This window comes from Endozoicomonas sp. ISHI1 (assembly GCF_024606225.1).
GTDB lineage: Bacteria > Pseudomonadota > Gammaproteobacteria > Pseudomonadales > Endozoicomonadaceae > Endozoicomonas_A.
In genome coordinates this window covers 149157-173901 of record NZ_JAGRPU010000007.1, presented here as the reverse complement: position 1 = coordinate 173901, position 24745 = coordinate 149157, and the positions used below count along the sequence as shown (strand labels likewise).

General features: G+C 47.7%; 4 protein-coding genes. All 4 read right to left on the bottom strand.

Going from position 1 to position 24745, the window contains the following annotated elements:
* Positions 1-25 precede the first annotated feature (25 nt).
* The 4 genes from KBW69_RS07060 to KBW69_RS07045 all read right to left on the bottom strand — a co-directional run bounded on the left by KBW69_RS07060 (position 26) and on the right by KBW69_RS07045 (position 24659).
* A complete protein-coding gene (locus tag KBW69_RS07060; protein WP_257280442.1) occupies positions 26-5773 on the bottom strand; it encodes a hypothetical protein in 5748 nt (1915 codons plus the stop codon).
* A gap of 406 nt (positions 5774-6179) precedes the next feature.
* A complete protein-coding gene (locus KBW69_RS07055; protein ID WP_257280440.1) occupies positions 6180-12122 on the bottom strand; it encodes a hypothetical protein in 5943 nt (1980 codons plus the stop codon).
* 138 nt (positions 12123-12260) lie between these two features.
* Positions 12261-18734, bottom strand: a complete 6474-nt coding sequence (locus KBW69_RS07050; RefSeq protein WP_257280439.1) for a hypothetical protein — start codon at positions 18732-18734, stop codon at positions 12261-12263.
* A 135-nt stretch (positions 18735-18869) separates the two neighbouring features.
* A complete protein-coding gene (locus tag KBW69_RS07045; protein WP_257280438.1) occupies positions 18870-24659 on the bottom strand; it encodes a hypothetical protein in 5790 nt (1929 codons plus the stop codon).
* Positions 24660-24745 lie beyond the last annotated feature (86 nt).

Here is a 24745-nt window from a genome sequence, read left to right as displayed (position 1 = left end):
ACTACCTCAGAACTGAGTACTTTTATTACCGTAAAAAGTGCTCGGCGCGGGATTCGTAGAGGGCACCCAGAGTGTAAGAGTAAGGAATACTTTCTGCATGGGAGAATGACCATTTAGGTACATTGTCCCTGAAGTATTTTTCCCAGCCATTCTCGTACATCATCATGGTGCGATCACGTCGTTCACGGAACTGTAGATAATTCTCGTTTCTTGTCCAGCCATACATCACGTTGTTTGCTTTAACACGGTTGGTATACTCTTCATCCGTTTCATTGAAGCGTTGCGGTGTGGCAATGGTAGTGCGTTTCACATAGTCCGATTCCGTTTCAACGGCGCCTCTCCAGCGGTTGATCTTGTCAAGACTGCGGCCCAGGGGGCCACCCAGCCATTGGGTGAGCATTTTGTTGTCGTTCATGAAGAAGTCGAAAGTGAGACTCGACGCCAGAGCGAATCCGAAGGTTTGAGCGTAGGTAAATCCAGATAAAAGACCGTGGGCGTATGATCCGGCCGTGGCTACCGGGCCCAGCACCAAACCGGCTGTAGCAGAGGCCAGGGTTTTCACTTTTTCTGGAGTGATCCTGTGCAGCAGCGGTACCTGAACCCCTTGTCTGGAAGCCATGGATTTCACCATTTCAGGCATCAGACGGGAAATGCTGCGATACATCCGGGGGTTGGCATTGTACTGTCTGGCAAACAGCAGAGAGCCGGTTTTCAGCAGAACGACTGAGGATGCGGCCCTGCCCAGCGGCATTGCCAGCCCGCCCACTTCAGAGAACTTTTCAATTTCATTGTGGTAGGCATATTGCCCGGTTCGGTCATGATCAACACTATAGCCTTCCAACCAGTGCTGGAAGGGTATGATCATCCTGTGCGTGTAATCGCCCCTGTTGGTGAAGTCCAGGAGATACAGAAGCGACAGGTTCGACAGGGACAGGATGGCAGCCTCCACGGCGGTCTGGGTCACCAGCAGTGGTTTGTAACTGGAGTAGTACCAGGTGACAATCTGTGCCAGAAAGGCTGAAGGTTTGACCCAGTAATTATTGAGCTGTTGATCAACCGCTGCGGCATGAGCCTGCATCAATGTGCCATGGATAGCCTGGATCAGGTCTGATTCGGACACGCCAACGGCATTGGCATAAGGTGCCAGGGTATCCTGAACATTGGTCAGGAATGCTGCCGTCCTGCGGCCGTTTTCAAAAGCAATATCGTCAAGAATGTAGTTGGCGATGACAGCCGCTGCATACTCCTTCATGCCGGCAACAGATTCTTTCATACCCGCCTGGCTGGTTACGGACACAGGAGTAAAGGTATTTTCTATGAATTCCTCAACCCACTCGTCGGACAGCATCTGGACAACCTTCTTGAACTCAGGCACCCTGACAGCATGTCTATAACCAAGGAAGTGCTCAAATTCATCAACTGTCTGATAACCGTCGACACCTCTGACGGCCTTCATGTAGCTCTCAAGTTCAACCTTGCTGATCAGACCTTCACGCAGCAGAGCAATAGTCTTTTTACCACCGGCAAAACGGGTAGCCAGATATTCCGGGAAGCTTTCCAGGTTCCGAGGTTCATACTCGATGTAGTGAATGGCTGTTTTGCCCATGGCGTAAACGACATCGTCGTATTCTTGAGCCCCGTTTTGCAGCTGATGCCTGATCTTGAAAACCAGTCCCTGGACTTTTGACAGAACCTTCGGAGGCTGAAGTTTTAAAGCCCCGGAAGAGAGGGTCGGAAAGGTCGTCTTCAGGCTCTTGAAGACTTTCACAATCCGATTGGCCTGATCAAACGTCAAACCTTCTCCGACCAATGCCCTGAGGCGAACCGGTGCAAGTTCATCGTCAAAATCGAAAATTGTGAAATAGGGTACTTTCTTACCGTTTTCTACTGCTAATTCTGCCAAACCCATTGCGGCTTCCAGAGCTTGTTTCTTGAGAGAGTGATCCTGCATGAAGTCGTGCATATCGGTCAGAACTTTTACCTGCCACGGTGTGAACTGGAAGGGACCGCCTTCATTTTCGACGGCTTGCTCTGCCGCCTTCAGGACTTCCTTTAATTTCTCTATTTTCGCTTTCCTGACTTCTATTTCTCTGTTGAGACTGTGCAGCTTGTGGGTCATTTGCAGGATCTTCCCGCCAGTGCCATCATCTCCGCCCAGTTGAACCTGTTTGTTTCTCAGGTTATTAACCCGTTGTTCATGGGTTTCAGAAGTGTCTGGTTTAAGACCCACGGCTTCTTCAGTAGCGTCAAGAGCTGTTTTATGGAAATCCGTCAGAGTATCTTTAGCTTTTGATAAAGCTTCACTTTTCTGCTCCAGGACTAAACCCAGCGCAGTTATCTCTTTGTTATGTGCAGTTTTATCCTGCTCTTCGAAGTCTCCAAAATCGATAATCTCCTGTTTTTTATGATCCAGTTTTTCTTGTGCATTACTCTCTTCAAACTGTGCATGGTTCACTTCCATACTTTTGCTGTCGTAATCTTGCAGGAATTGTGTGACCAGAGTGTACTTTTTTCTGGCTAAAGGCAGCTCGGCCAATGCTTCCTCGAATATACCGGCTTCGTCCAGACCCTGATTATCTTTACAGCTTGTAAATACCTCGTGTTTGCCACGAAGGGCGTGCAGTTTGCGACGAACACCTGTCAGCTCACTTTCCGCTTTTGCCAATGCTCGTTTAGCATTGGCTTTCTCACGATCAAGAACGTATCGCGGTTTGGGCCCAAGGCGCGCGATTTGCTTGTCAAGCTCATTTTCAATGGTTGCGATACGGACATTAACAGCAGACTGACCGGCATTGAAAATTTCTTCGAGCAGTCCATTGAGCTTTGCTTCAATCAGAATGTTCTGGTTGTCGATAGTGGCATCATCTTTATAGTTCTCAATCTTGAGTTGATGGGCCAATTCATTGTTTCTGGCTCTTCTGACACCTACATCGTCATAAGCTTCGTGTACTTCATCCATTAATGCCTGAACTCTGGCCTTCAGAGCTTCCTTCTGATCATACAGTTTGCTATCTTCCCCGAATGCCAGATTCAGATCTCTGGCCAGTTTAGCAGTGAAAGCCTTGCCTCTTTCTGTGGCAGCAACGTTTTCATGAGGGTAGATGCTCAGCTCGTCCTCTATGGCGCCAAGCAGACTTGTCTGTTGATCTCTGGCGAACTTATCCAGGTAGGAATCTTCGACTTTATAGGTAAGAGTCCCCCGAAGCTTATTGTGTTTGATATCTCTCTTGTTCAGTGCTGTGCTGTCTCCTTTCCAGAGGGTTTGATCTATCTGATCCAGCAATTTTTCTGAGACATCATTGCCTTCAAGTATTGAATAAATCCGGGCAAGCCTTTCTGCTTCTCCATCCTCTTTATTGAATTTGATGTTGAGTATTGTTTCTATGGCTTCCAGCAGATCGGTGAGTTTTTCTCTGGCTCGCATGTCCGGGTCTTCGACTTTATGGCGAAGGTTTACAAGAAGCATAGTGCGTTTGTATTCCTTCTCGTCCAGATCCGTAGTTTTGCCTTCATATGCCCATCGGATGTTACCTATTTCTTCCAGTGACTCATCCAGTATTTCTTCTGATAGCGCATCGCTGTCAAGAGTTTTCATGACCACTTCGAGTCTTGCTATTTTGTTGTCCTCTTTATTGGCTTCGATGTCGAGTATTTCTTCTGCGACTTCCAGTATGTCCAGGGCCTCTCTCTCTGCCTGCTGTCTGGCGTCTCTGATATTTTCCTGCATATTTTCAGAGATGTACCGGCGACGGAGATACACATCTTCTTTTTCATCAAGGTCACGTATCTCAAGGGCTTTTTCTATGACGCTCAGTGTCTCAAGTACTTCAGGTCTGGCTTTGGGGTGGCCTGGTGTTTTAATGTCATCCAGCTCTTCTTCAAGCTCTGCTAGCCTGAGGAGTTTGGTAGATACCCTTGTTTCCAGCGCCCTGTCTTCTGATGTGTCGTCTTCATCAGGCTCAATATCAAACTCTGCTGCCATTTCACTATTGGGAGTGTTTGTGGCTTTTGCTCTGGTAGCAAGAAGTTGTTTTTCGAGCTCCGGAATTCGTTTATTATCCTGCTCAAGTTGATCCACCGAGTTTTTCGTCTCTTCCAACTCCTGACGAATCTTTTTAAGCTCATTCACAACTGGTTGATTGAGTCCAACGGCTCTCAGTTTTTCCTCAAAATGGGTCATGGCCATTGTCCCTGTGCGTTGAAATGCTTCGTTTAGCTCGGCGAGCATGGCCTCTCTTACCTGCAGTTTTTCCAGCTTGTGCTCCATCTCAAGCAGCTGTTCGGCAAAGACGCCAGCGACTTTGGAAGCAAAGCTGCGGTCTGCGTCAAAAGAATCGTCAAAAGGATCGCCGGACATTTTGGCGATAACAGACATAATTTCATGAATATTTTGAATAAACTTCCGGTTAGTCAGAAAATTTCTAAGTATGGGTTTGAAGCCAAAGTGTTCTGTGAGTTGAATATGCATCCAGGTTGGCGTGATGAACGACGACGTTAATTTGATGTGCGTTCTGGTGATTACAAATCCATCTTCCTGATCTGAAGTAGCGCTGGTTAATGCCTGCAGGATATATTCATAGTATATAAGCGAGGCCAGTGTATCTTCGTATTCATCCGTCGGTTTACCACCTTCGTCAAGTCTGGTAATGTGCTGCGCAGCTAACTCCTCCAGCAGCGCCAGCTGCCGACTTCGAATGACGTATTGGTAGCTTTTGAACTTGTCTTTTTTAACCAGTGCTATTGTTTCAGGAGTAGGTCCATTGTCGTAAAATCCTTCCCAGATATCATAGAGACCCTCCACAAAAGCGATATCGGTTGGATTCTGCTTCTGACCATGAAAAACAATAATCTCCCCCTCAGCCACAGTCACTTCCAGTTTTGGATAATCCTCAGGTACAGGATAGACCTGTGTGTCATCCTCGACGTGTACTACATAGCCGACGGGTTTATAGAATGACAACAGATCTTCCAGAGCTCCCTGTTGTAAATCTTTCCCAAGAACATGAACCTGGGTATAGGCAGAGGTAGCTGCTGCTAAAAGCGTCTCATCATTGACAAAGATTGATTGACCCAGACGCTGCAGCTCAGGGGGCTGGTCGCTGGAAACGATGAGACGCATGAAGGTGCGCCCTTTCACTTCAACCTGGTCTACTTCAAGGTTGGCAAGGACAACATAGTGATCAACTTCGCCAAGGTTTCCTGCTCTTTCATTCACACCTTTCAGCACTCCGACCAAGTGTTCGGGGCTGGCAATTTTCGTAAATGGTTCTAATGTATGATTGTCGCCTAATTGAGAGCGCACAGCTCCAATTGAATCCTTATGGGTCATTCTGTCTCTGACTTCGATGAGTAGTTTATTTTCTGAAAAATTATGGGTGAACCTGAAAACTGCCTCATTACCTACCTTGAGGACTTTGGTGTACTTCTGAGCAATGTCATTGTCGTCTGTTTCAAACAGATCAACAGTGGAAACGCCACCGTCAATGCCAGAAAGAACGTCTGTGAAGCCCTTGGAAGGAATATCGTAGTCGGCTCTGAATTCAGCTCGATCGGGGTAGGTGGTTGTAAAGGATTTGGTTATTGGCTGCTGGTCATCACCTAAAGTTGGCTTAACTATGACCTCACTCTGGATGAACTCCGTATGTCCATTGTCCTGAATAACGATAGATTTTGTCTGTAGCCTGCGATCGGCCAGTGCCTGTGTAGCAATGATGGAAGAGCTGATAGTAATGGCCACTGCAAGGCTTAATGCATTGGGGTGAGCATGTGTCATTTTACTACCTCAGAGCTGAGTACTTTGATTACCGTGAAAAGTGATTGCCACACCAGGCAAGGAGGCAACTTTCAGTCACTCATGGCTGTCAATCGCTCACTGTTAAGCTGTTGAGTGAATTTAGTTCACAGCGGCCAATCTGGTAAGCTGTTGAGCGAATTTTGCTCGAACTGACAAAGTCCAATGTCAGTAAAACTGAATTGTTTTTTCAGCCGGGGAATAACGTCGTTGCTTATAGCAGGGTTTAATCGATAGCCTGAACCGGAAGAAACCATTATGTATCCTTCTATGATTGGTTTCTTTTGGGTAGCTATGGGGGGCATCCACTGATTTTTAGCATTAAAGTTCGTCGCGGGTATTCTTATCAGGAGTGAACTTCTCAAACCTGTAATCAGCATTGCAGTTTTCACGGCAGCTGGTGTCTTCTCAGGTGCTGTAGTCCTTTTGGCTCTACTATCAATTCATAGAAGGCTCCCAGAGTATAAGAGTAAGGAATACTTTCAGCGTGGGAGAATGACCATTTAGGTACATTTTCCCTGAAGTATTTCTCCCAGCCATGCTTATAAATCTTCATGGTGCGATCACGTCGTTCACGGAACTGAAGATAATGCTCGTTCCGCGTCCAGCCATGCATCACGTTGTTTGCTTTAACACGGTTCGCATACTGTTCATCCGTTTCATTGAAGCGTTGAGGCGTAGCAATAGCAGTACGTTTCACATAGTCCGTTTCCGTTTCACTCACGCCTCTCCAGCGGTTGATCTTGTCAAGACTACGTCCCAGGGGCCCACCCAGCCATTGAGTGAGCATCTTGTTGTCGTTCATAAAGAAGTCGAAAGTGAGACTCGATGCCAGAGCGAATCCGAAGGTTTGGGTATAGGTAAACCCGGATAAAAGACCGTGGGCGTATGCCCCGACCGCGGCTACCGGACCCAGCACGAGACCGGCTGTGGCAGAGGCCAGGGTTTTCACTTTTTCTGGTGTGATCCTGTGTAGCAACGGTACCTGAACCCCTTGTCCGGAACCCAAGGATTTCGCTATTTCGGGCACCAGACGGGAAATGCTGCGATACCTGTGCGGGTTGGCATTGTACTGTCGGGCAAACAGCATGGAGCCGATTCTCAGCAGAATGGCTGAGGAAGCGGCTTTACCCAATGGCATGGCCAGCCCGCCCACTTCAGAAACTTGTTCAATTCCGCTGTGGTAGGCATATTGTCCGGTTCGGTCTGGATCAACGCCATAGCGTTCCAGCCAGTGCTCGAACGGTGTGAGCATTCTGTGCAGGTAATCACCCCTGTTGGTCAGATCCAGAAGATAGAGGAACGATATGTTAGAGAGTGATAGCCTGGCAGCCTGCCCGGTGGTATGGGTCACCAGTAGCGGTTTGTAGCTGGAGTAGTACCAGGTGACAGCCTGTACCAGGAAGGCTGAAGGTTTGACCCAGTAATCAGTTAGCTGGCGCTCAGCGGCTGCGGCATGGGCCTGCATTAATGTATCGTAGATAGCCTTGGTCAGTTCTGATTCAGATAGTCCGGCAGTATGAGCGTAAGGTGTCAGGGTATCCTGAATATTGGTCAGAAACGCTACCGTCCTGCGACCGTTATCAAAGGCAATATCATCAAGAATATAGTTGGCGATGACAGCAACTGCGTACTCTTTCATGCCGGCAACAGACTCTTTCATGCCTGCCGGGCCAGTCACAGTCAAGGTCACTGGAGTAAAGGCACTCTGCATGAATTCCTCAGCACCCTTGTCGGACAGCATCTGGATAGCACTCTTGAAGTGAGGCACCTTGATGCCGTGTTTGTAGCCAAGAAAGTGCTCAAATTCAGCCACTGTCTGATAACCGTCGACACCTCTGATGGCCTTCATGTAGTTCTCAAGCTCAGTCTTGCTGATCCGTCCTTCACGCAGCAAAGCGATGACCTTGTTACCACTGGCAGAACGGGTAGCAAAGTATTCCGGGAAGCTTTTCAGAACGCCTGCCAGAACTCCTGGTAGATGCTCGATGTAGTGAATGCCTGCTGAGCCCATGCTGCGAATTCTGTCGTCGTATTCTTGTGCCCCTCTTTCTATTCCGTGCCTGGCCGCGTAAGTCAGCCGCAGGACTGTGTACGGGACACTCAGGGGCGGATGATCTTCTGCAGGTTCGAAAGGAGGTTCAGGAAAGGTCGTTTTCAGGTTTTTGAAAACTTCCACAATCCAACTGGCCTGTTCAAACGTCAGCTTGTCTCCGACCATTGCTCGCAAGCCAATGGGTGCAAATTCGTCGTCAAAATCAATAGTCGGAAAGTAGGGTATTTCCTTACCGTTTTCTAATGCTAATTCTGCCAGACCATTTGCAGCTTGCAGAGCTAGTTGTTTGAGAGGGTGCTGCTGCGCGAATGTGTGGAGATCGTCGAGAATTTTTGCCTGTATCGGCGTGTACTGGGAGGGGGTGCCGTCATTTTCGACGGCTTCTTCGGCAGCCTTCAGGACTTTTTTCATTCTTCCAATGTCTGCTTTCCTGCCTTCAATCTGAGCTTCCAGACTGGCCTGTTCCTGAAGCAGTTGCCAGATCTTGTCGGCATCAGCGTGATCACCGCCCGGTTGTAACCGTTTGTTTCTCAGGGCAGTACTGCGTCCTTGATTGGTGTCAGAGGTTTGCTCATCATCTGCGGGCGGAGCCAATCTGGTCTGAATTTTTTTTATTGCCTGATTGAGTGCTTTTTCGTCTTCATCCAAGGCAGCAGGATGGGCGTCAGTACGACCTGAAAATACCACCTGTTCGCGAAGGATAGCGTCCAGATTGTGATTAGCCGCCTCCAGCTCACTTTCAGCTTCTTTTATTGTTCGCCTGGTCATGGCTACCTCACGGTCAAGAGCGTACCGGGGTTTAGGCTCCAGCCGAGCCATTTGCTTGTCAAGCTCATCTTCAATAGCTGCGATTCGCTCATCAACGGTAGGCTGATCCGCCTTGAAAACTTCTTTATCCAGCTGCAGGAGTTTTGCTTCAATCAAACGGTTCTGGTCGTCGATAGTGGCATCTTCCTTGTAATCCTTAATATTGAGCTGATAGGCCATTTCATTGTTTCTGGCCCTTTTGACACTTTCATCCTCGTAGACCTGGTTTACTTCATCAATTAACACCCAAATTTTCGCTATCAGGGCGTCCTTCTGTTCAATCAGGTTGGCATCTTCTTCAAATGCCACATCCAGATCACTGGCCAGTTTGGCAGTGAAGGCCATGCCCCTTTGTTCAGCAGCAAGGCATCGACGAAGGTAGATATCCACCTCTATCTCTATAGCTTCAAGCATTTTGTTCTGTCGTGCATCGCTTAGCGCATCCAGATACGAATCTTCAACTTTATAGGTAAGACTCACACCAAGCTTCTTGAGTTTGAGAGCCCTATCGTCCAGATTTGCGCTGTCTTGTTTCCAGACGGTTTGATCTATCAGATCCAGTGTGCCATCTGAGAGATTATCGACTTTAATTATTTCATCAAACAGGGCAAGTCTTGCTGCTCTGCTTTGCGCTTCATTCATTGCGAGGGTAAGTATTGCTTCTACATCGTCCAGCAGCCTGGTCTGTTGTTCTGTGGCTTGCTTATTCGGACCCTGGTCTTCGACTTTATAATGAAGATGCGCAAGGAGTCTTTTGAGTTTGAGGTCCTTCTCGTCAAGAGCCTTGCCATTGTGTGTCCAAAGGGTAATGTCTATATCATTCAGTATGTCATCTGAGAGATTATCGGCGTCAAGTATTCTATGAATTCTGCTGAGTCTTGCTGTTTTGTCATCCTCTTTGTTGACTTCGAGGTTGAGTATTCTTTCTACGGCATCCAGTATATCCAGGGCTTCTTCATCTGCCCGTTGTCTGGCTTCCCTGATAAATCTCTGCATGTCTTCAGAAATATGCTTGCGACGGAGATAGACATCGAACTCTTTACCGGGGGGATCCCTCTCCAGGGCTTTTTCCACGTTACTCAGTGTCTCCAGGACTTCAGGCATAGCTTTGGGGTGGCCGGGTGTTTTGATGTCATCCAGTTCCTTTTGCAGCCTTGCAAGCTTGAAGAGCTTGAAATATACCGTTCTTTCCAGTGTGTCGCGGTCTTTCAGTTTGCTGTCTTTACCTGGATCAATACCAAGAACGGCAGCCAGAGCGTCTTTTCTCGCCCTGGTGTAAGAATCCTCTAAATCTTTTCGATTATTAAGTCTCTTAACTCTCTGAAGCAGGCGTTTATTTTGAGCATCCATTGTCTTAAGCTTTTGAAGCAGATATTCTTCTTGAGCGTCAACACCTGCATTGCTATCGAGATCCTGAATGTTTAAATGTGCGGCGATGGTTGCATAGCGGGCCCTGATTTCATCTTCTTTTTCAAGATTTGTTCTGCTGCCTTGTTGCTCAAGATGGTGCTGGAAATGTTGCTGAATATGGTTCTGAAGATGGTGCTGAAGATGTTGCTGTTGTAGTACGATCGTAGCTATCTGTTTCTTATTTTGTTGCTTAATGGCCTGAAAACGGACTTCCGGGCTCTTTTCGTGATCCGGGGTCAGACCGAGCTGACTTTCAATGTCAGCCAGACTATTCTCGATTACCTGTTCCCGATCGGCCAGTTCTGCTTTTAGTTGACGCAACTGCTGTTGAAGCGACTGCTTGCGGGTATACGGATCGTTTTCATCGTCTGAAGCCATATCCTGCTTGCTTTCAATGGCCGCCTGTTCTTCTTCTAAAGCTTCTTCCCCGGGCTGTCCTGTTGCAGCAAACGATGTTGAGGCAATTGATGTTGCGGCAACCGGTTGTTTGATTTCATGGATTTTCTGGCCGATGTGTCCGGCTTGTTTTTCTGCCAGCTCGTTTTCCATCTCAATCAGCTGCCCGGCAAAGTCGCCAATGACTTTGGAAACAAAGTTACCGCCTTTGTCAAAAGAATCGCTGGCAGGATCATCATAAAAATATTTGTTATAGATATTGTTGAAGCTGGGTATAACTTCGTGAATATCCTGAACAAAATGCCAGCTAGTCAGAAAATTTCTTAGCGCAGGTTTGAAGCCGAAGTGTTTTACGAACTGAATATGCATCCAGGTTGGCATGAAGTAGAACGAAGTAAATCCGACGTGCGGTATTGTGAATTTAAATTCATCTGCTCCAACTGAAGCAGCACTGGTCAATGCCTGCTGAAGATGTTCATAGTACGCAAGCGTTGCCACTTTATCATCGTATTGTTCACCTGAGTCAAGTCCAGCATTTTGCTGTGCAGAAAACTCCTCCAGCATTGCCATTTGCCTGCTTCGAATAACGTACTTGTAGCTTTTGACCTTGTCTTTTTTAACTCGTGCTGTTGTATAAGGAGTGGGGGCATTGCAGCCAAATTTATCCCAGATGTAATAGAGACCTTCCACAAAAGCGACATCGGTCGGATTCTGTTTCTGACCACGGAAAACAATAATCTCTCCCGGAGTCTCTGTTACTTCCAGTTTTGGATAACCAGCAGGTACAGGATAAGCCTGTGTCTCATCCTCGACGTGAACAACATAGCCGACGGGTTTATGGTATGACAAAAGATCATCCAGAATGCCCTGTTGTAAATCTTTTCCGAGAACATGAACCTGGGTATAGGCGGAGGTGGCTGCTGCCAAAAGCACCTCATCATTAACAAAAAGTGATTGACCCAGACGCTGAAGTTCAGGAGGCTGATCTGCTGCGGCGATGAGACGCATGAAAGTGCGCCGGTTCACTTCAACCTTGTCTACTTCGAGGATGGCAAGGGCAACATAGTGATCAGCTTCGCCAAGTTTGCCTGCCCTTTTATTCGCCCCTTTCAGCACTCCCACCAGATGATCGGTGCTGGCAATGCCAGTAAACGGTTCTAATCTCCAGGTGCCCCCTAATTGAGCCCGAACAGTCCTGATTGAATCCTGATGGGTCATACTCTCTCTGACTTCGATAAGCAGTTTCTCTTCTGCAAGGTTATGGGTGAATCTGAAGACCCCCTCATTTCCCACCTTCAGGATTTTGCTGTACTTCTGAGCAACGTCATTCTCGTCTGTTGCAAACTGATCAATACTGGCAACACCACCCTCAATGCCAGAAAGAATGTCCGTGAAGCCTTCAGAAGGAATGTCGTAGCCCGCTCTGACTTCAGTCTGGTCAGGGTAAGTGGTGGTAAAGGTTTTGGGTATTGGCTGCTGGTCATCTCCTAAAGTTGGCTTAACGATGACCTCGCTCTGGGTAAACTCCGTATGTCTATTGCCCTGAATATCGACAGATTTTATCTGCAGCCTGCGATCGGCCAGTGCCTGTGTACCAATGACGGAAGAGCTGATGGTTATGGCCACTGCAAGGCTTAATGCATTGGGGCGAAAATATCTCATTCTACTGCCTCAGAGCTGAGTATTTTTATTACTGTGAAAAGTGATTGCCACAGCAGGCGAGGAAGCGACTTCTAATCGCTCGTGGCTGTCAGCGGGTCACTGTTTCAGTTAGAAATCTGGACTGAGTGGTTATTTCCCTTAATGGCCATGAACTTTTTGATCATCGTCCTGTTGCTTATTGTAGAAGGCACCCAGAGTGTAGAAGTAAGGAATACTTTCTGCATGGGAGAACGACCATTTAGGCACATTTTCCTTGAAGTATTTCTCCCAGCCATTCCCGTACATCTTCATGGTGCGATCACGGCGCTCACGAAACTGCAGATAATTTTCGTGTCGAGTCCAGCCATACATCGTGTTGTTGGCTTGAACACGGTTTGCATAGGCTTCATCGGTTTCACCAAAGCGTTGAGGCGAAGCAATAGCCGTACGTTTCGCATATTTATCTTGCGCTTCGCCTACGCCTGTCCAGCGATTAATCTTGTCAAGACTACGGCCCAGAGGCCCAGCCAGCCATTGGGTGAGCATCTTGTTGTCGTTCATAAAGAAGTCGAAAGTGAGACTTGACGCCAGCGCGAATCCGAAGGTTTGGGCATAGGTAAATCCAGATAAAAGACCGTGGGCGTATGTCCCGACCGTGGCTACCGGACCCAGCACCAGACCGGCTGTGGCAGAGGCCAGAGTTTTCACTTTTTCTGGTGTGATCCTGTGTAGCAGCGGTACCTGAACCCCTTGTCCGGAACCCAAGGATTTCGCTATTTCGGGCACCAGACGGGAAATGCTGCGATACCTGTGCGGGTTGGCGTTGTACTGTCGGGCAAACAGCATGGAGCCGATTCTCAGCAGAATGGCTGAGGAAGCAGCTTTACCTAATGGCATGGCCAGCCCGCGCACTTCAGAAACTTGTTCAATTCCGCTGTGGTAGGCATATTGTCCGGTTCGGTCTGGATCAACGCCATAGCGTTCCAGCCAGTGCTCGAACGGTGTGAGCATTCTGTGCAGGTAATCACCCCTGTTGGTCAGATCCAGAAGATAGAGGAACGACATGTTAGAGAGTGATAGCCTGGCAGCCTGCCCGGTGGTATGGGTCACCAGTAGCGGTTTGTAGCTGGAGTAGTACCAGGTGACAGCCTGTAGCAGGAAGGCTGAAGGTTTGACCCAGTAATCAGTTAGCTGGTGCTCAACCGCTGCGGCACGGGCCTGCATTAATCTATCGTAGATAGCCTTGGTCAGTTCTGATTCAGATAGTCCGGCAGCGTGAGCGTAAGGTGTCAGGGTATCCTGAATATTGGTCAGGAATGCTGCCGTCCTGCGACCGTTATCAAAGGCAATATCATCAAGAACATAGTTGGCGATGACAGCGACTGCGTAGTCTCTCATGCCGGCAACAGATTCTTTCATACCCGCCGGGCCGGTCGCAGTCACAGGAGCGAAGGTATTCTGTATGAATTCCTCAACACCCCTGTCAGACAGCATCTGGACAAACTTCCTGAACCCAGGCACCTTGACGTTGTGTTTATAACCAAGGAAGTGCTCAAATTCAGCCACTGTCTGATAACCGTCGACACCTCTGATGGCCTTCATGTAGTTCTCAAGTTCAGTCTTGCTGATCAGTCCTTCACGCAGCAGGGCTAAGATTTTGTTACCGCTGGCAGTACGGGCAGCAAAATATTCAGAGAAGCTTTTCAGGTCCCCTGGCCCATGCTCGACGAAGTGAATGGCTCTTTTGCCCATGCCACGTATTTCATCGTCGTATTGTTGAGCCCCTGTTTTCAACTCATTCCTGGCCCTGTGCGCCAGAAACTGGACTTGTTCAATGATATTCTGTGACTCACCTTCCAAGGGCCCGACAGGGAAGCTCATCTTCAGGTTTTTAAAGACTTTCACAATCCGGCTGGCCTGATTAAATGTCATGTCGTCCCCGACCAGTGCCTGCAAGCGAATCGGTGCAAATTCATCGTCAAAATCGAAAGTTGTCAGGCAGGGTATTGTCTTACCGCTGCTGAATGCTGATTCCGTCAGACCCAGTGCGGCATCCAGAGCTTGTTGCTTGAGAGAGTGCTGCTGCGTGAAGGTGTTCATATCGGCCAGAACATTGACCTGTCTCGGCGAGAACTGGAAGGGACCGCCATCATTTTCGACAGCTTTTTCTGCAGCCTTCAGGACTTCCCTCATTCTCCCAATGTCTGCTTTCCTGGCTCCAATCTCACTTCTAAGGTGAAGCCGTTCCTTAAGCAGTTGACGGATCTTGCCGCCATTACCATCATACCCGCCCAGCTGTAAAAGTTTTTCTAGCAGGGCACTAATCCGGTGTTCACAGGTGTCAGTGGAGTCTGGTTTGAGACCCGCAGCTTCTTCAGTGGCGTCAAGCGCCGCTTCATGATGATCCACCAGAGCTTTTTGTGCTTTTGATACAGCATCACTTGCCTGCTTCAAGATTAAGCCCAGCCTGTCCATTTCGTTCATATGCAGGGTTTTAGCTTTCTGATCGATGTCGCCAGGATCGATCATCTCCTTTTCTTTAAGCTCCAGCTTTTCTTTTGCATTCCACTGTTCAATCTGTGCATTCACCAAATCACTGCTTTTTATGTAGTGCTGATCTACGAATTTCCTGATTTGAAAGTACTTTCTCTTGGCTAAAAACAGTTCACCCAATGCTTCATTATCTTCGTTCTGAACATGAGAATCTGTATTGGCAAGGCCAATACAGTAAAGAGCGTTTTCCACTGAACCGAATTCATCCTTTATCTGGATGCTCAGACCTGTTTTGGCATTCAGTTCATTAAGGATTTCACCTTGTCTTTCTCTGCCGTATCCCCGCAGGAAATGACTGAAGTCCCTTAATCGCTCCTCAGAGGTTTGTTCGTCAACAGCAGCCAGATCCAACTCGATCTGAACTTGTTTCATTGCCTGATTGAGAGCCATGTTCTCTTCATCCAGGAGATCCCGGAGGTCAGCAGGTTGACCCGCAAATAACAGGTGTTTGCCACTAACAGCAATCAGCCTGCGATGAACGGCTGCCAGTTCACTTTCAGCTTGTTGTATTGTTTGTCTGGCGCTGGCTACCTCGCGATCAAGAACGTATCGGGGTTTAGGTCCCAGGCGAGCCATTTGTCTGTCAAGCTCACCTTCAATGGCTGCGATATGCTCATTAACGGTGGTAACACCTACTTTGGGAACTTCTTCATAAAGCTCTTGGAGTTTTTCTTTAATTAAAATATTCTGGTCGTTTATACCGGCGTCATCTTCATAGGACTTAATGTTGAGTTGATGAGCGATTTCATTGTTTCTGCTTCTTCTGACATCTTCATCGCCAAAGGCTTCGTCTACTTCTTCCATTAATGCCAAAATATTTTTTTCAAGAACATACTTTTTTTCAGGCAGGTAGGCTTTTCTTCTGAATATTATTCCCAGATCATTGGCCAGTTTAGCCACGAAAGCCCCGCCTTTTTCATCAGCCTCTTCGCGGACAAAGTCGTAGATGTGCAGCTTGTCCTCTATAATTTTGAGTATACTTGACTGTCTTGTTGCGGCTCGGCTGCTCACATTTTCGACATAAAAGTCAAGATTCCTTTGAAGGTTCTGAAGTTCTGTGTTCCCGGCCTGGCTCCTGAATAGGATGTCTTCTTTCCGGAGTGAGTGCTTTATCGTATCGACCGTGGATTCTGAGACCTCACCGCTGTCAAGTTTTGTACGAACCCTGTCAAGCCTTGCGGTTTTGTCATCACCATTATTGACTTCTATTTTGAGTATGTCTTCTACTGTTTTCAGCATTTTCAGAGCCACTTCCTCTTCCTGCTGTCTGACTTTTGTCATCCTTGTCTGAATTTCCTCAGAAATGACGTTGCGACGGTAATACACATCGTCCTCACTATTGAGGTCATCCATATCAAGGGCTTTTTCCACATCAGACAGTTTTTCCAGTACCACAGGCATGGCTTTGGGGTGGCCTGGTGTTCTGATGTCTTTCAGTTCTTCTTCCAGATATTGAAGACTGCTGAACCTCTGATACATTGCTGTTTTCAGTGCATTGTCTTCTTCCGTGGTGCTGTCTTCATCCAGCCTGATACGTAAAATCAGTGCCAGACCATCTTGCTCGGTTTTGACGTCAGGTTCTTCCATGCAGCATTGAGCATTCAGTGCCTGGATTTTCTGAAGCAAATGTTCTTGATCTTTGCCGAGGGTAGTGCCCTGAGTATTCAGTGACTGAAGTCTGTCAAACAGGTTTTTTTGTTGAAGATTCAGTATATGTTTACTCTGTAGTTGAGCATTCAGTGTCTCAATTCTTTGAAGCAGTTGATTTAGTTGAGCGTCAATATCTACATTGCGATCAAAATTCTGAAGGTTTAAATGTTCGGCAATGGTTGCATAGCTGGCTTTGGTTTCGGCATCTCTTCTGGTTTTCTGGTGCTGAAGCCGTTCATAGATCTGAACTATACGCTGCTTGTGTTGCTGCTGAATGGCCTGAAGAATGTCACGTTGACGGGCTACCAGGTCATCTTCGTTTTCAGGAACCAGGCCCAGCTGACGTTCAGCGATAGCCATTGTCTCCCGGAATACAGCATCATAGGGTTCAACTGGGTGTTGTCGCAGACGCTCTTGAATGCACTGAAAGCGGGCATCCAGATCTTTTTCATCGATTTTAATAATACCGAGCTGGCGTTCTAGAGCCGGCAGTGTTGTTTCTATAGATTCTCCCTCAGGCTGTCCTGTTGTGGCCAACGCCTTGTTGATTGCATGAATTTTTATACTGATGAGTCTGGCTTGTTTTTCCAGTGACTGGCAATCATCCCAGTCTTCAATGCCAAGCTCTTCTGCCAGTCGAGCGTTGCGGGCTTTTGTGGCTTCTGCTCTGGCATTACGAATTTGTTTTTCCAGCCCCGGGATTCGTTCGACTTTCTGCCGAAATTCCCGTAACAGGCTTTGCTGTCTTTCCGATACGCCATGAAGCTGTCGAAGATCATGCTCAGCCTGATACTTAAGCTGAAGTACTATGAGCTTTTGCTTTTCAATGGCAGTGGCTTTCCCCAACATGATCTTTAAGTGGTTATTAACCTGGGTGAGTTTGCGTTCTCTTTTCAGCTGATCTATCAGTTTGCTGTCACTCTTGATCAGCTGCCTGGTCATGTCGCTCAGGACTTTGAAAGCAAAGCGGTCGTTGTCGTAAGAAACATCGAGCTGTGATTCGTCAACAACGGGTACAAGACCCATAATGCCCTGAACAACATTCTGATGACTCAGAAAGTCTCTAAGTAAGGGTTTGAAGCTGAAGTGTTTGGTCAGTTGAATCTGCAGCCAGGTTGGCGTGATAGCGGACGAGGCGGCTCTGATATGTTCCAGTGTGAATTCAAATTCTAATACCGTAATTGCCCGATCTTGATCAGCGGTGGCCAATGCCTGCTGGAGATATTCATAGAATGCAAGCGCACGTCCCGACACTCTATCTTCGTTTGTAAGCGTTGTCGGTTGATTTTTGCTCACTTCAGCATTGTGCCGTGCAACAAACTCCTCCAACAGTGCCATTTGCCTGCTTCGAATGACGTGCTGGAAGCTTTTGACGCGGAATATATTAATCTTTGTTACCCATGCAGGAGCCAGGTTATTGCCCTCAGCTTCTTTCCAGAGGTTGTGGAGCTTCTCTACAAAAGCAGTATCACGGGGGTTCAGCTTCTGACCATGAAAAACAATAACCTCCCCCGGAGTTTCTGCGACTTCCAGCTTTGGATAACCCGCAGGTACAGCAGAAACCTGTGCGTCATCCCCGACGTGTACAACATAGCCGACGGGTTTGCTGTGTGCCAACAGTTCATTTAGAGCCTGCTGTTGTAAATCCCCGCCCAGAACATGAACCTGGAAATAGGCTGAGGTAGCCGCTGCCATGAGAGCCTCGTCATTGACAAAGAGTGATTGACCCAGACGTTGCAGTTCAGGGGGCTGATCGCCCGAAGCGATAAGACGCATGAAGCTGCGTCCGTTCACTTCAACTTTTTCTACCTCAATGGTGGCAAGGGGGACATAGTGATCACCTGTGCCGAGGTTTCCTGTTCTGTCATAAGCAGCTTCCAACAATTTAGCCAGTCCCAGGGGGGGGGCGATTTTCGTTAACGGTTCCAGGCCATATAGCCCGGGACATTTTGCTCGAACAGCCTTAACTGAATCCTGATCGGTCATTCCGGCTCTGACTTCAATGAACAGTTCCTTTTCTTCAAGGTTATGGGTAAATCTGAAGACTGCCTCATCACCCACCTTCAGAATTTTGGTGTATTTCTGAGCAGCGTTATTTTCGTCTGTTTCAAACAGGTCAACACTGGAAGCGCCACCATGAATCTCATAAAGAACTTTTGTAAAACCTATAGTGGGAAGATCATAGTCCACCCTGTCTTCAGCTTGATAAGGGTAGGTAGTCGTATAACATTTCGGTATTGGCTGCTTGTCAAGACCTATAGTTGGCCGAACCATGACTTCACTATGGGTATACTCCTCATGTCCATTGGCCAGAAAATTGACAGATTTAGTTTGCAGTTTGCGATCGGCCAGTGCCTGTGTACTAATGATGGAAGAGCTGATTGCAATGGCCACTGTAAGACTTAATACATTGGGGTGAGAATGTATCATTCCACTACCTCAGAGCTGAGTATTTTTATTACCGTGAAAAGTGATTGCCGTACCAGGCGAGGAAGCAACTTTTAAAATCGCTCATGGCTGTCAGTCGCTCATGGCTGTTCCGGTAAGCTGAAATGTTCACTATTATCATGGTGATCTTGAGGTTTCAGGTGGAAAGCTTGATTGATGGTAATTTCTCTTCTCATGACCGTGAACTTTCTGATCATTGCCATTTTGCCATTCGTAAAAGGCTCCAAGAGTGTAGAAGTAAGGAATACTTTCTGCATGGGAGAACGACCATTTAGGCACATTTTCCCTGAAGTATTTCTCCCAGCCATTCGCAAACATCTTCATGGTGCGATCACGGCGTTCACGGAACTGCAGGTAATTTTCGTTCCGCGTCCAGCCAGGCATCGTGTGGTTTGCTCTAACACGGTTGGCATAGTCTGTATCGGTTTCACTGAAGCGTTGAGGTGCAGCGATAGCCGTACGTTTCACATAGTCATCTTCCGTTTCACCCACGCCTCTCCAGCGGTTGATCTTGTCAAGACTCCGGCCCAGGGGGCCGCCCAGCCATTGCGTGAGTATCTTGTTGTCGTTCATGAAGAAGTCGAATGTGAGACTCGACGCCAGAGCGAATCCGAAGGTTTGAGCGTAGGTCAACCCGGATAAAAGACCGTGGGCGTATGCCCCCACCGTGGCTACCGGACCCAGCACGAGACCGGCTGTGGCAGAGGCCAGGGTTTTCACTTTTTCTGGTGTGACCTTATGCAGTAGCGGTACCTGAACACCTTGTCCGGAAGCCATGGATTTCACGATGTCGGGCACCAGACGGGAAATGCTGCGATACATCCGGGGGTTGGCGTTGTACTGTCTGTTAAACAGCAGAGAGCCGGTTCTCAGCAGAATAACCGAGGAAGCGGCCTTGCCCAATGGCATGGCCAGCCCGCCCAGTTCAGTGATTTTTTCAATGCCGGTGTGGAAGGCATATTGACCGGATCGGTCACGATCAACACCATAGCGTTCCAGCCAGTGCTGGAAAGGTGTGAGCATTCTGTGCGTGTAATCGCCTCGGTTGGTCAGATCCAGAAGATAGAGGAACGACATGTTTGAGAGAGACAACGCGGCAGTCTGCGAGACAGTATGGGTCGCCAGTAGCGGTTTGTAGCTGGAGAAGTACCAGGTGACAGCCTGTGCCAGGAAGGCTGAAGGTTTGACCCAGTAATCATTGAGCTGCTGCTCCACCGCTGCGGCATGAGCCTGCATCAATGTGCCATGGATAGCCTTGATCAGTTCTGATTCAGATAGTCCAGCTGCATTGGCATAAGGTGTCAGAGTATCCTGAACATTGGCCAGAAACGCTGCCGTTCTGCGGCCGTTTTCAAAGGCAATATCGTCAAGAACATAGTTGGCAATGACCGCAGCGGCATACTCTTTCATGCCGGCAACAGACGCCTTCATACCCGCCGGGCCAGTAGCGGTGATGGTCACGGGAGTAAAGGCGCTCTGCATGAATTCCTCAGTACCCTTGTCGGACAGCATTTGAACAACCTTCTTGAAGTGAGGCAGATTGACGCCGTGTTTGTAGTCAAGGAAATGTTCAAACTCGTCCACTGTCTGATAACCGTCGACACCTCTGGCGGCTTTCATGTAGTTCTCAAGTTCAGTCTTGCTGATCAGACCTTCACGCAGCAGAGCCAAGACCTTGTTACCATTAGCAGAATGGGTAGAGAAATATTCCGAGAAGCCTTTCAGATCCCCTGATTCATGCTCGACGAAGTGAATGGCTCTTTTGCCCATACCGCGTATTTCATCGTCGTATTGTTGAGCCCCGGTTTTCATCTCATTCCTGGCCCCGTCTGCCAGAGCCTGGACTTGTTTAATGATATTCTGAGGCTGATCTTCCAAAGGCACGACAGGGGAGGAGAGCGGGAAGCTCATCATCAGGCTTTTGAAGACTTCCACAATCCGGCTGGCCTGATTAAATGTCAGGTCGTCCCCGACCAGTGCCTGCAAGCGAATCGGTGCATATTCATCGTCAAAATCGAAAGTTGTCAGGCAGGGTATTGTCTTACCGCTGCTGAATGCTGATTCCATCAGGCCCAGTGCTGCATCCAGAGCTTGTTGCTTGAGAGAGTGCTGCCGTGTGAAGGTGTTCATATCGGCCAGAACATTGACCTGTCTCGTCGAGAACTGGAAGGGACCGCCGTCATTTTTGACCGCTTTCTCGGCAGCCTTCAGGTCTTTCTTCATTCTCTCAAAGTCTGCTTCCCTGGTTTCAATCTCTCTTCCCAGACGAACCCGTTCCTGAATCAGTTGTTGGATTTTGCCGCCGCTACCATCATACCCACCCAGTTGTAGCTGTTTGTTTCTAAGGGCATTAACCCGTTGTTCATAGGTGTCAGAAGACTCTGGTTTGCGACTCAGGGATTCTTCAATGGCGTGAAGAATCGCTTTATGAGGATCAGCCAGAGTGTCTTCTGCCACTGATACAGCTTCACTTTGATGTTGAAGGTCATCAGGTTTCTCCGCAAATAACACGTGTTTGCCACGAAAATGATTCAACCTGCGATAAAGACCTGCCAGTTCATGTCCAGCTTCTTCCAGTACTCGCCTGGCTCTGGCCAGCTCACGATCAAGAACGTATCGGGGTTTAGGTCCCAGGCGTGCAATTTGCCTGTCAAGCTCACCTTCAATGGCTGCGATATGCTCATTGACGGTGGCATCACCTACTTTGGGAACTTCTTTATAAAGCTCCCGGAGTTTCCCTTTAATTAAAATATTCTGGTCGTCTATAGTGGTGTCATCTTCATAGTTCTTAATGTTGAGTTGATGGGCGATTTCATTGTTTCTGCTTCTTCTGACATCTTCATTGCCATAGGTTTCGTCTACTTCTTCCATTAATGCCAAAATTTTGTTTTCAAGAACATACTTGTTTTCAGGCAGATGGGCTTTTCTTCTAAGTATTACCCCCAGATCATTGGCCAGTTTAGCGACGAAAGCCTTGCCTTTTTCATCAGCCTCATCGCGTACAAACTCGTAGATGTGCAGCTTGTCCTCTAAAACTTTGAGTATCTTTGTCTGTTCTATTATGGCTAGTCTGTTTACTTTTTCGACATAAAATTCAAGACTGTTTTGAAGGTCCCGGAGTTTTGTGTTCCCTCTTTTGCTCGTGAATATAATGTCTTCTTTTCGGAGTGAATGCTCTATTTTATCCACCATGGATTCTGAGACATCACCGCTGTCAAGTTTTGTTCGAATCCTGTCAAGCCTTGCTGTTTTGTGATCTTCATTATTGACTTCGATTTTGAGTATTTCTTCTACTGTTTTCAGTATTTTCAGAGCCACTTCCTCTTCCTGCTGTCTGGCTTTTGCCAGACTTGCCTGAATGGCCTCAGAAATGGCGTTACGACGGTAATACACATCGTCCTGACTATTGAGGTTATCCATCTTAAGGGCTTTTTCCACGTTGGACAGTTTCTCCAGTACTACAGGCATGGCTTTGGGATGGCCTGGTGTTCTGATGTCTTTCAGTTCTTCTTCTAAATATTCAAGACTGCTGAACCTCTCATACATGGCTGTTTTCAGTGCAGGGTGTTCTTCCATCGTGCTGTCTTCATCCAGCCTGATACGCAGGGTCAGTGCCAGACCATCTTGTTGGGTTTTGACATCAGGTTCTTCCGTACAGCATTGAGCATTCAGTGCCTGGATTTTCTTAAGCAAATGTTGTTGATTTTCGTCGAGAGTATTGCCCTGAGTATTCAGTGACTGAAATTTGTCAAACAGGCTTTTTTGTTGAAGATTCAGTATATGCTTACTCTGTAGTTGAGTATTTAGTGCCTCAATTCTCCAAAGCAGGTGATCCAGTTGAGCGTCAATGTTTGCACTGGTATCAAAATTCTGAAGGTTTAAATGTGCGGCAATGGTTGCATAGCTGGCTTTGCTTTCAGCATCTGTTCTGGCGTTCTGGTGCTGAACAGCCGCCAGTGTTGTCTCTATAGAATCTCCCTCAGGCTGTTCTGTTGCGGCCAACGCCTTGTTGATGGCATGAATTTTTATACTGATGAGTCTGGCTTGATTTTCTGGTGGCTGGCTATCATCCCAATCTTCAATGCCAAGCTCTTCTGCCAGTCCAGCGTTGCGGGCTTTTGTGGCTTCCGCCCTGGCATTACGAATTTGTTTTTCCAGCTCCGGGATTCGTTCGACTTTCTGCCCAAATTTCCGCAACAGGCTTTGCTGTCTTTCCGATACGCCACGAAGCTGTTCAAGCTCATGCTCAGCTTGTTGCTTCAGCTGAAGTACTATGAGCTTTTGCTTTTCACTGGTAGTGGCTTTCTCCAATATGAGCTTTAACTGGTTACTAACCCGGATGAGTTTGCCTTCTCTCGCCAGCTGCTCTGCCAGCATGCTTTCCCTCTCAATCAGCTGCCTGGCCATGTCGCTCAGAACTTTGAAAGCAAACTGGTCGTCGTTGCAGGAAGCATTGAGCTGTGATTCGTCGACAACGGGTATAAGACTCATAATACCCTGAACAAAATTCTGATTATTCAGAAGACCTCTAAGTACGGGTCTGAAGCTGAAGTGTCTTGTCAGTTGAATCTGCAGCCAGGTTGGCGTGATGACAGACGAAGCAGCTCTGATGTGTTCCAGTGTAAATTCAAATTTTACTGCCGGAGTTGCCTGATCTGGAATAGCACTGGCCAATGCTTGCTGGAGATATTCGTAGAATGCAAGCGCATGTGTCGCCAGCTTATCTTCATTTGTAAGGGGCGTCGGTTGATCTTCGCTAATTTCAGCGCCGTGCCTTGCAACAAACTTCTCCAGTATTGCCATCTGCCTGCTTCGAATGACGTACCGGTAGCTTTTGACCTGATATTTTTTAACCTGTGCTGCTACTGCAGGAGCGGCGTTATCAGCCTCAGCTTCTTGCCAGAGGTTATGGAGATTTTCTACAAAAGCGATATCATTCGGATTCAGCTTCTGACCACGGAAAACAATCACCTCCCCCTGAGCTTCTGCTACTTCCAGCTTTGGGTAACCTGAAGGCACAGGGTAATCCAGTGTGTCATCCCCGGCGTGTACAACATAGCCGACGGGTTTACTGTGTGCCAGGAGTTCATTAAGAGCCTGCTGTTGTAAATCCTCTCCCACAACATGAACCTGAATATAGGCAGAGGTGGCTGCTGCCAGGAGAGCGTCGTCATTGACAAAAAGTGATTGACCCAGACGTTGCAGTTCAGGAGGCTGATCGCCCGAAGCGATAAGACGCATAAAGGTGCGCCCATTCACTTCAACTTTTTCCACTTCAATGGTGGCAAGGGCAACGTAGTGATCGCCCGGACCAAGATTGCCTGCTCTTTCGCTGACAGCAATCAACACTTTAGCCAGTTGTACGGGGCTGGCGATTTTTGTTAACGGTTCGAATGGTTGACTGACGTGAAATGGCCAGGGAAATTGAGCACGAATAGCCTCAACTGAATCCTGATCGGTCATTCCGGCTCTGACTTCAATGACCAGTTTCGTTTCTTCAAGGTTATGAGTGAACCTGAAGATTCCCTCATTGCCTACCTTCAGGACTTTGGTGTATTTCTGAGCCACGTCATTCCTGCCTGTTTCAAACAGATCAACACTGGAAACGCCGCTATCCATAACAGAAAACAATTGTGTATAGCTTAAAGCAGGAAGGTCATACTTATCCCTGTCTATAGCATGGTCAGAGTAGGTGGTTGTACAAGACTTGGGTATTGGCTGCTCGTCAGGACCTAAAGTTGGCCCAACCATGACTTCACTATGAACATACTCCTCATGTCCATTGACCAGAATATTGATCGATTTTGTCTGCAGCTTGCGATCGGCCAGTGCCTGTGTGCCAATAATGCAAGAGCTGACTGCAATGGCCATTGCAAGGCTTAATGTATTGGGGCGAGCATGTATCATTCCACTACCTCAGAGCTGAATACTTTTATTGCCGTGAAAAGTGATTGCCGCACTGGACGAGGAAACAACTTTTAAGATCACTCATG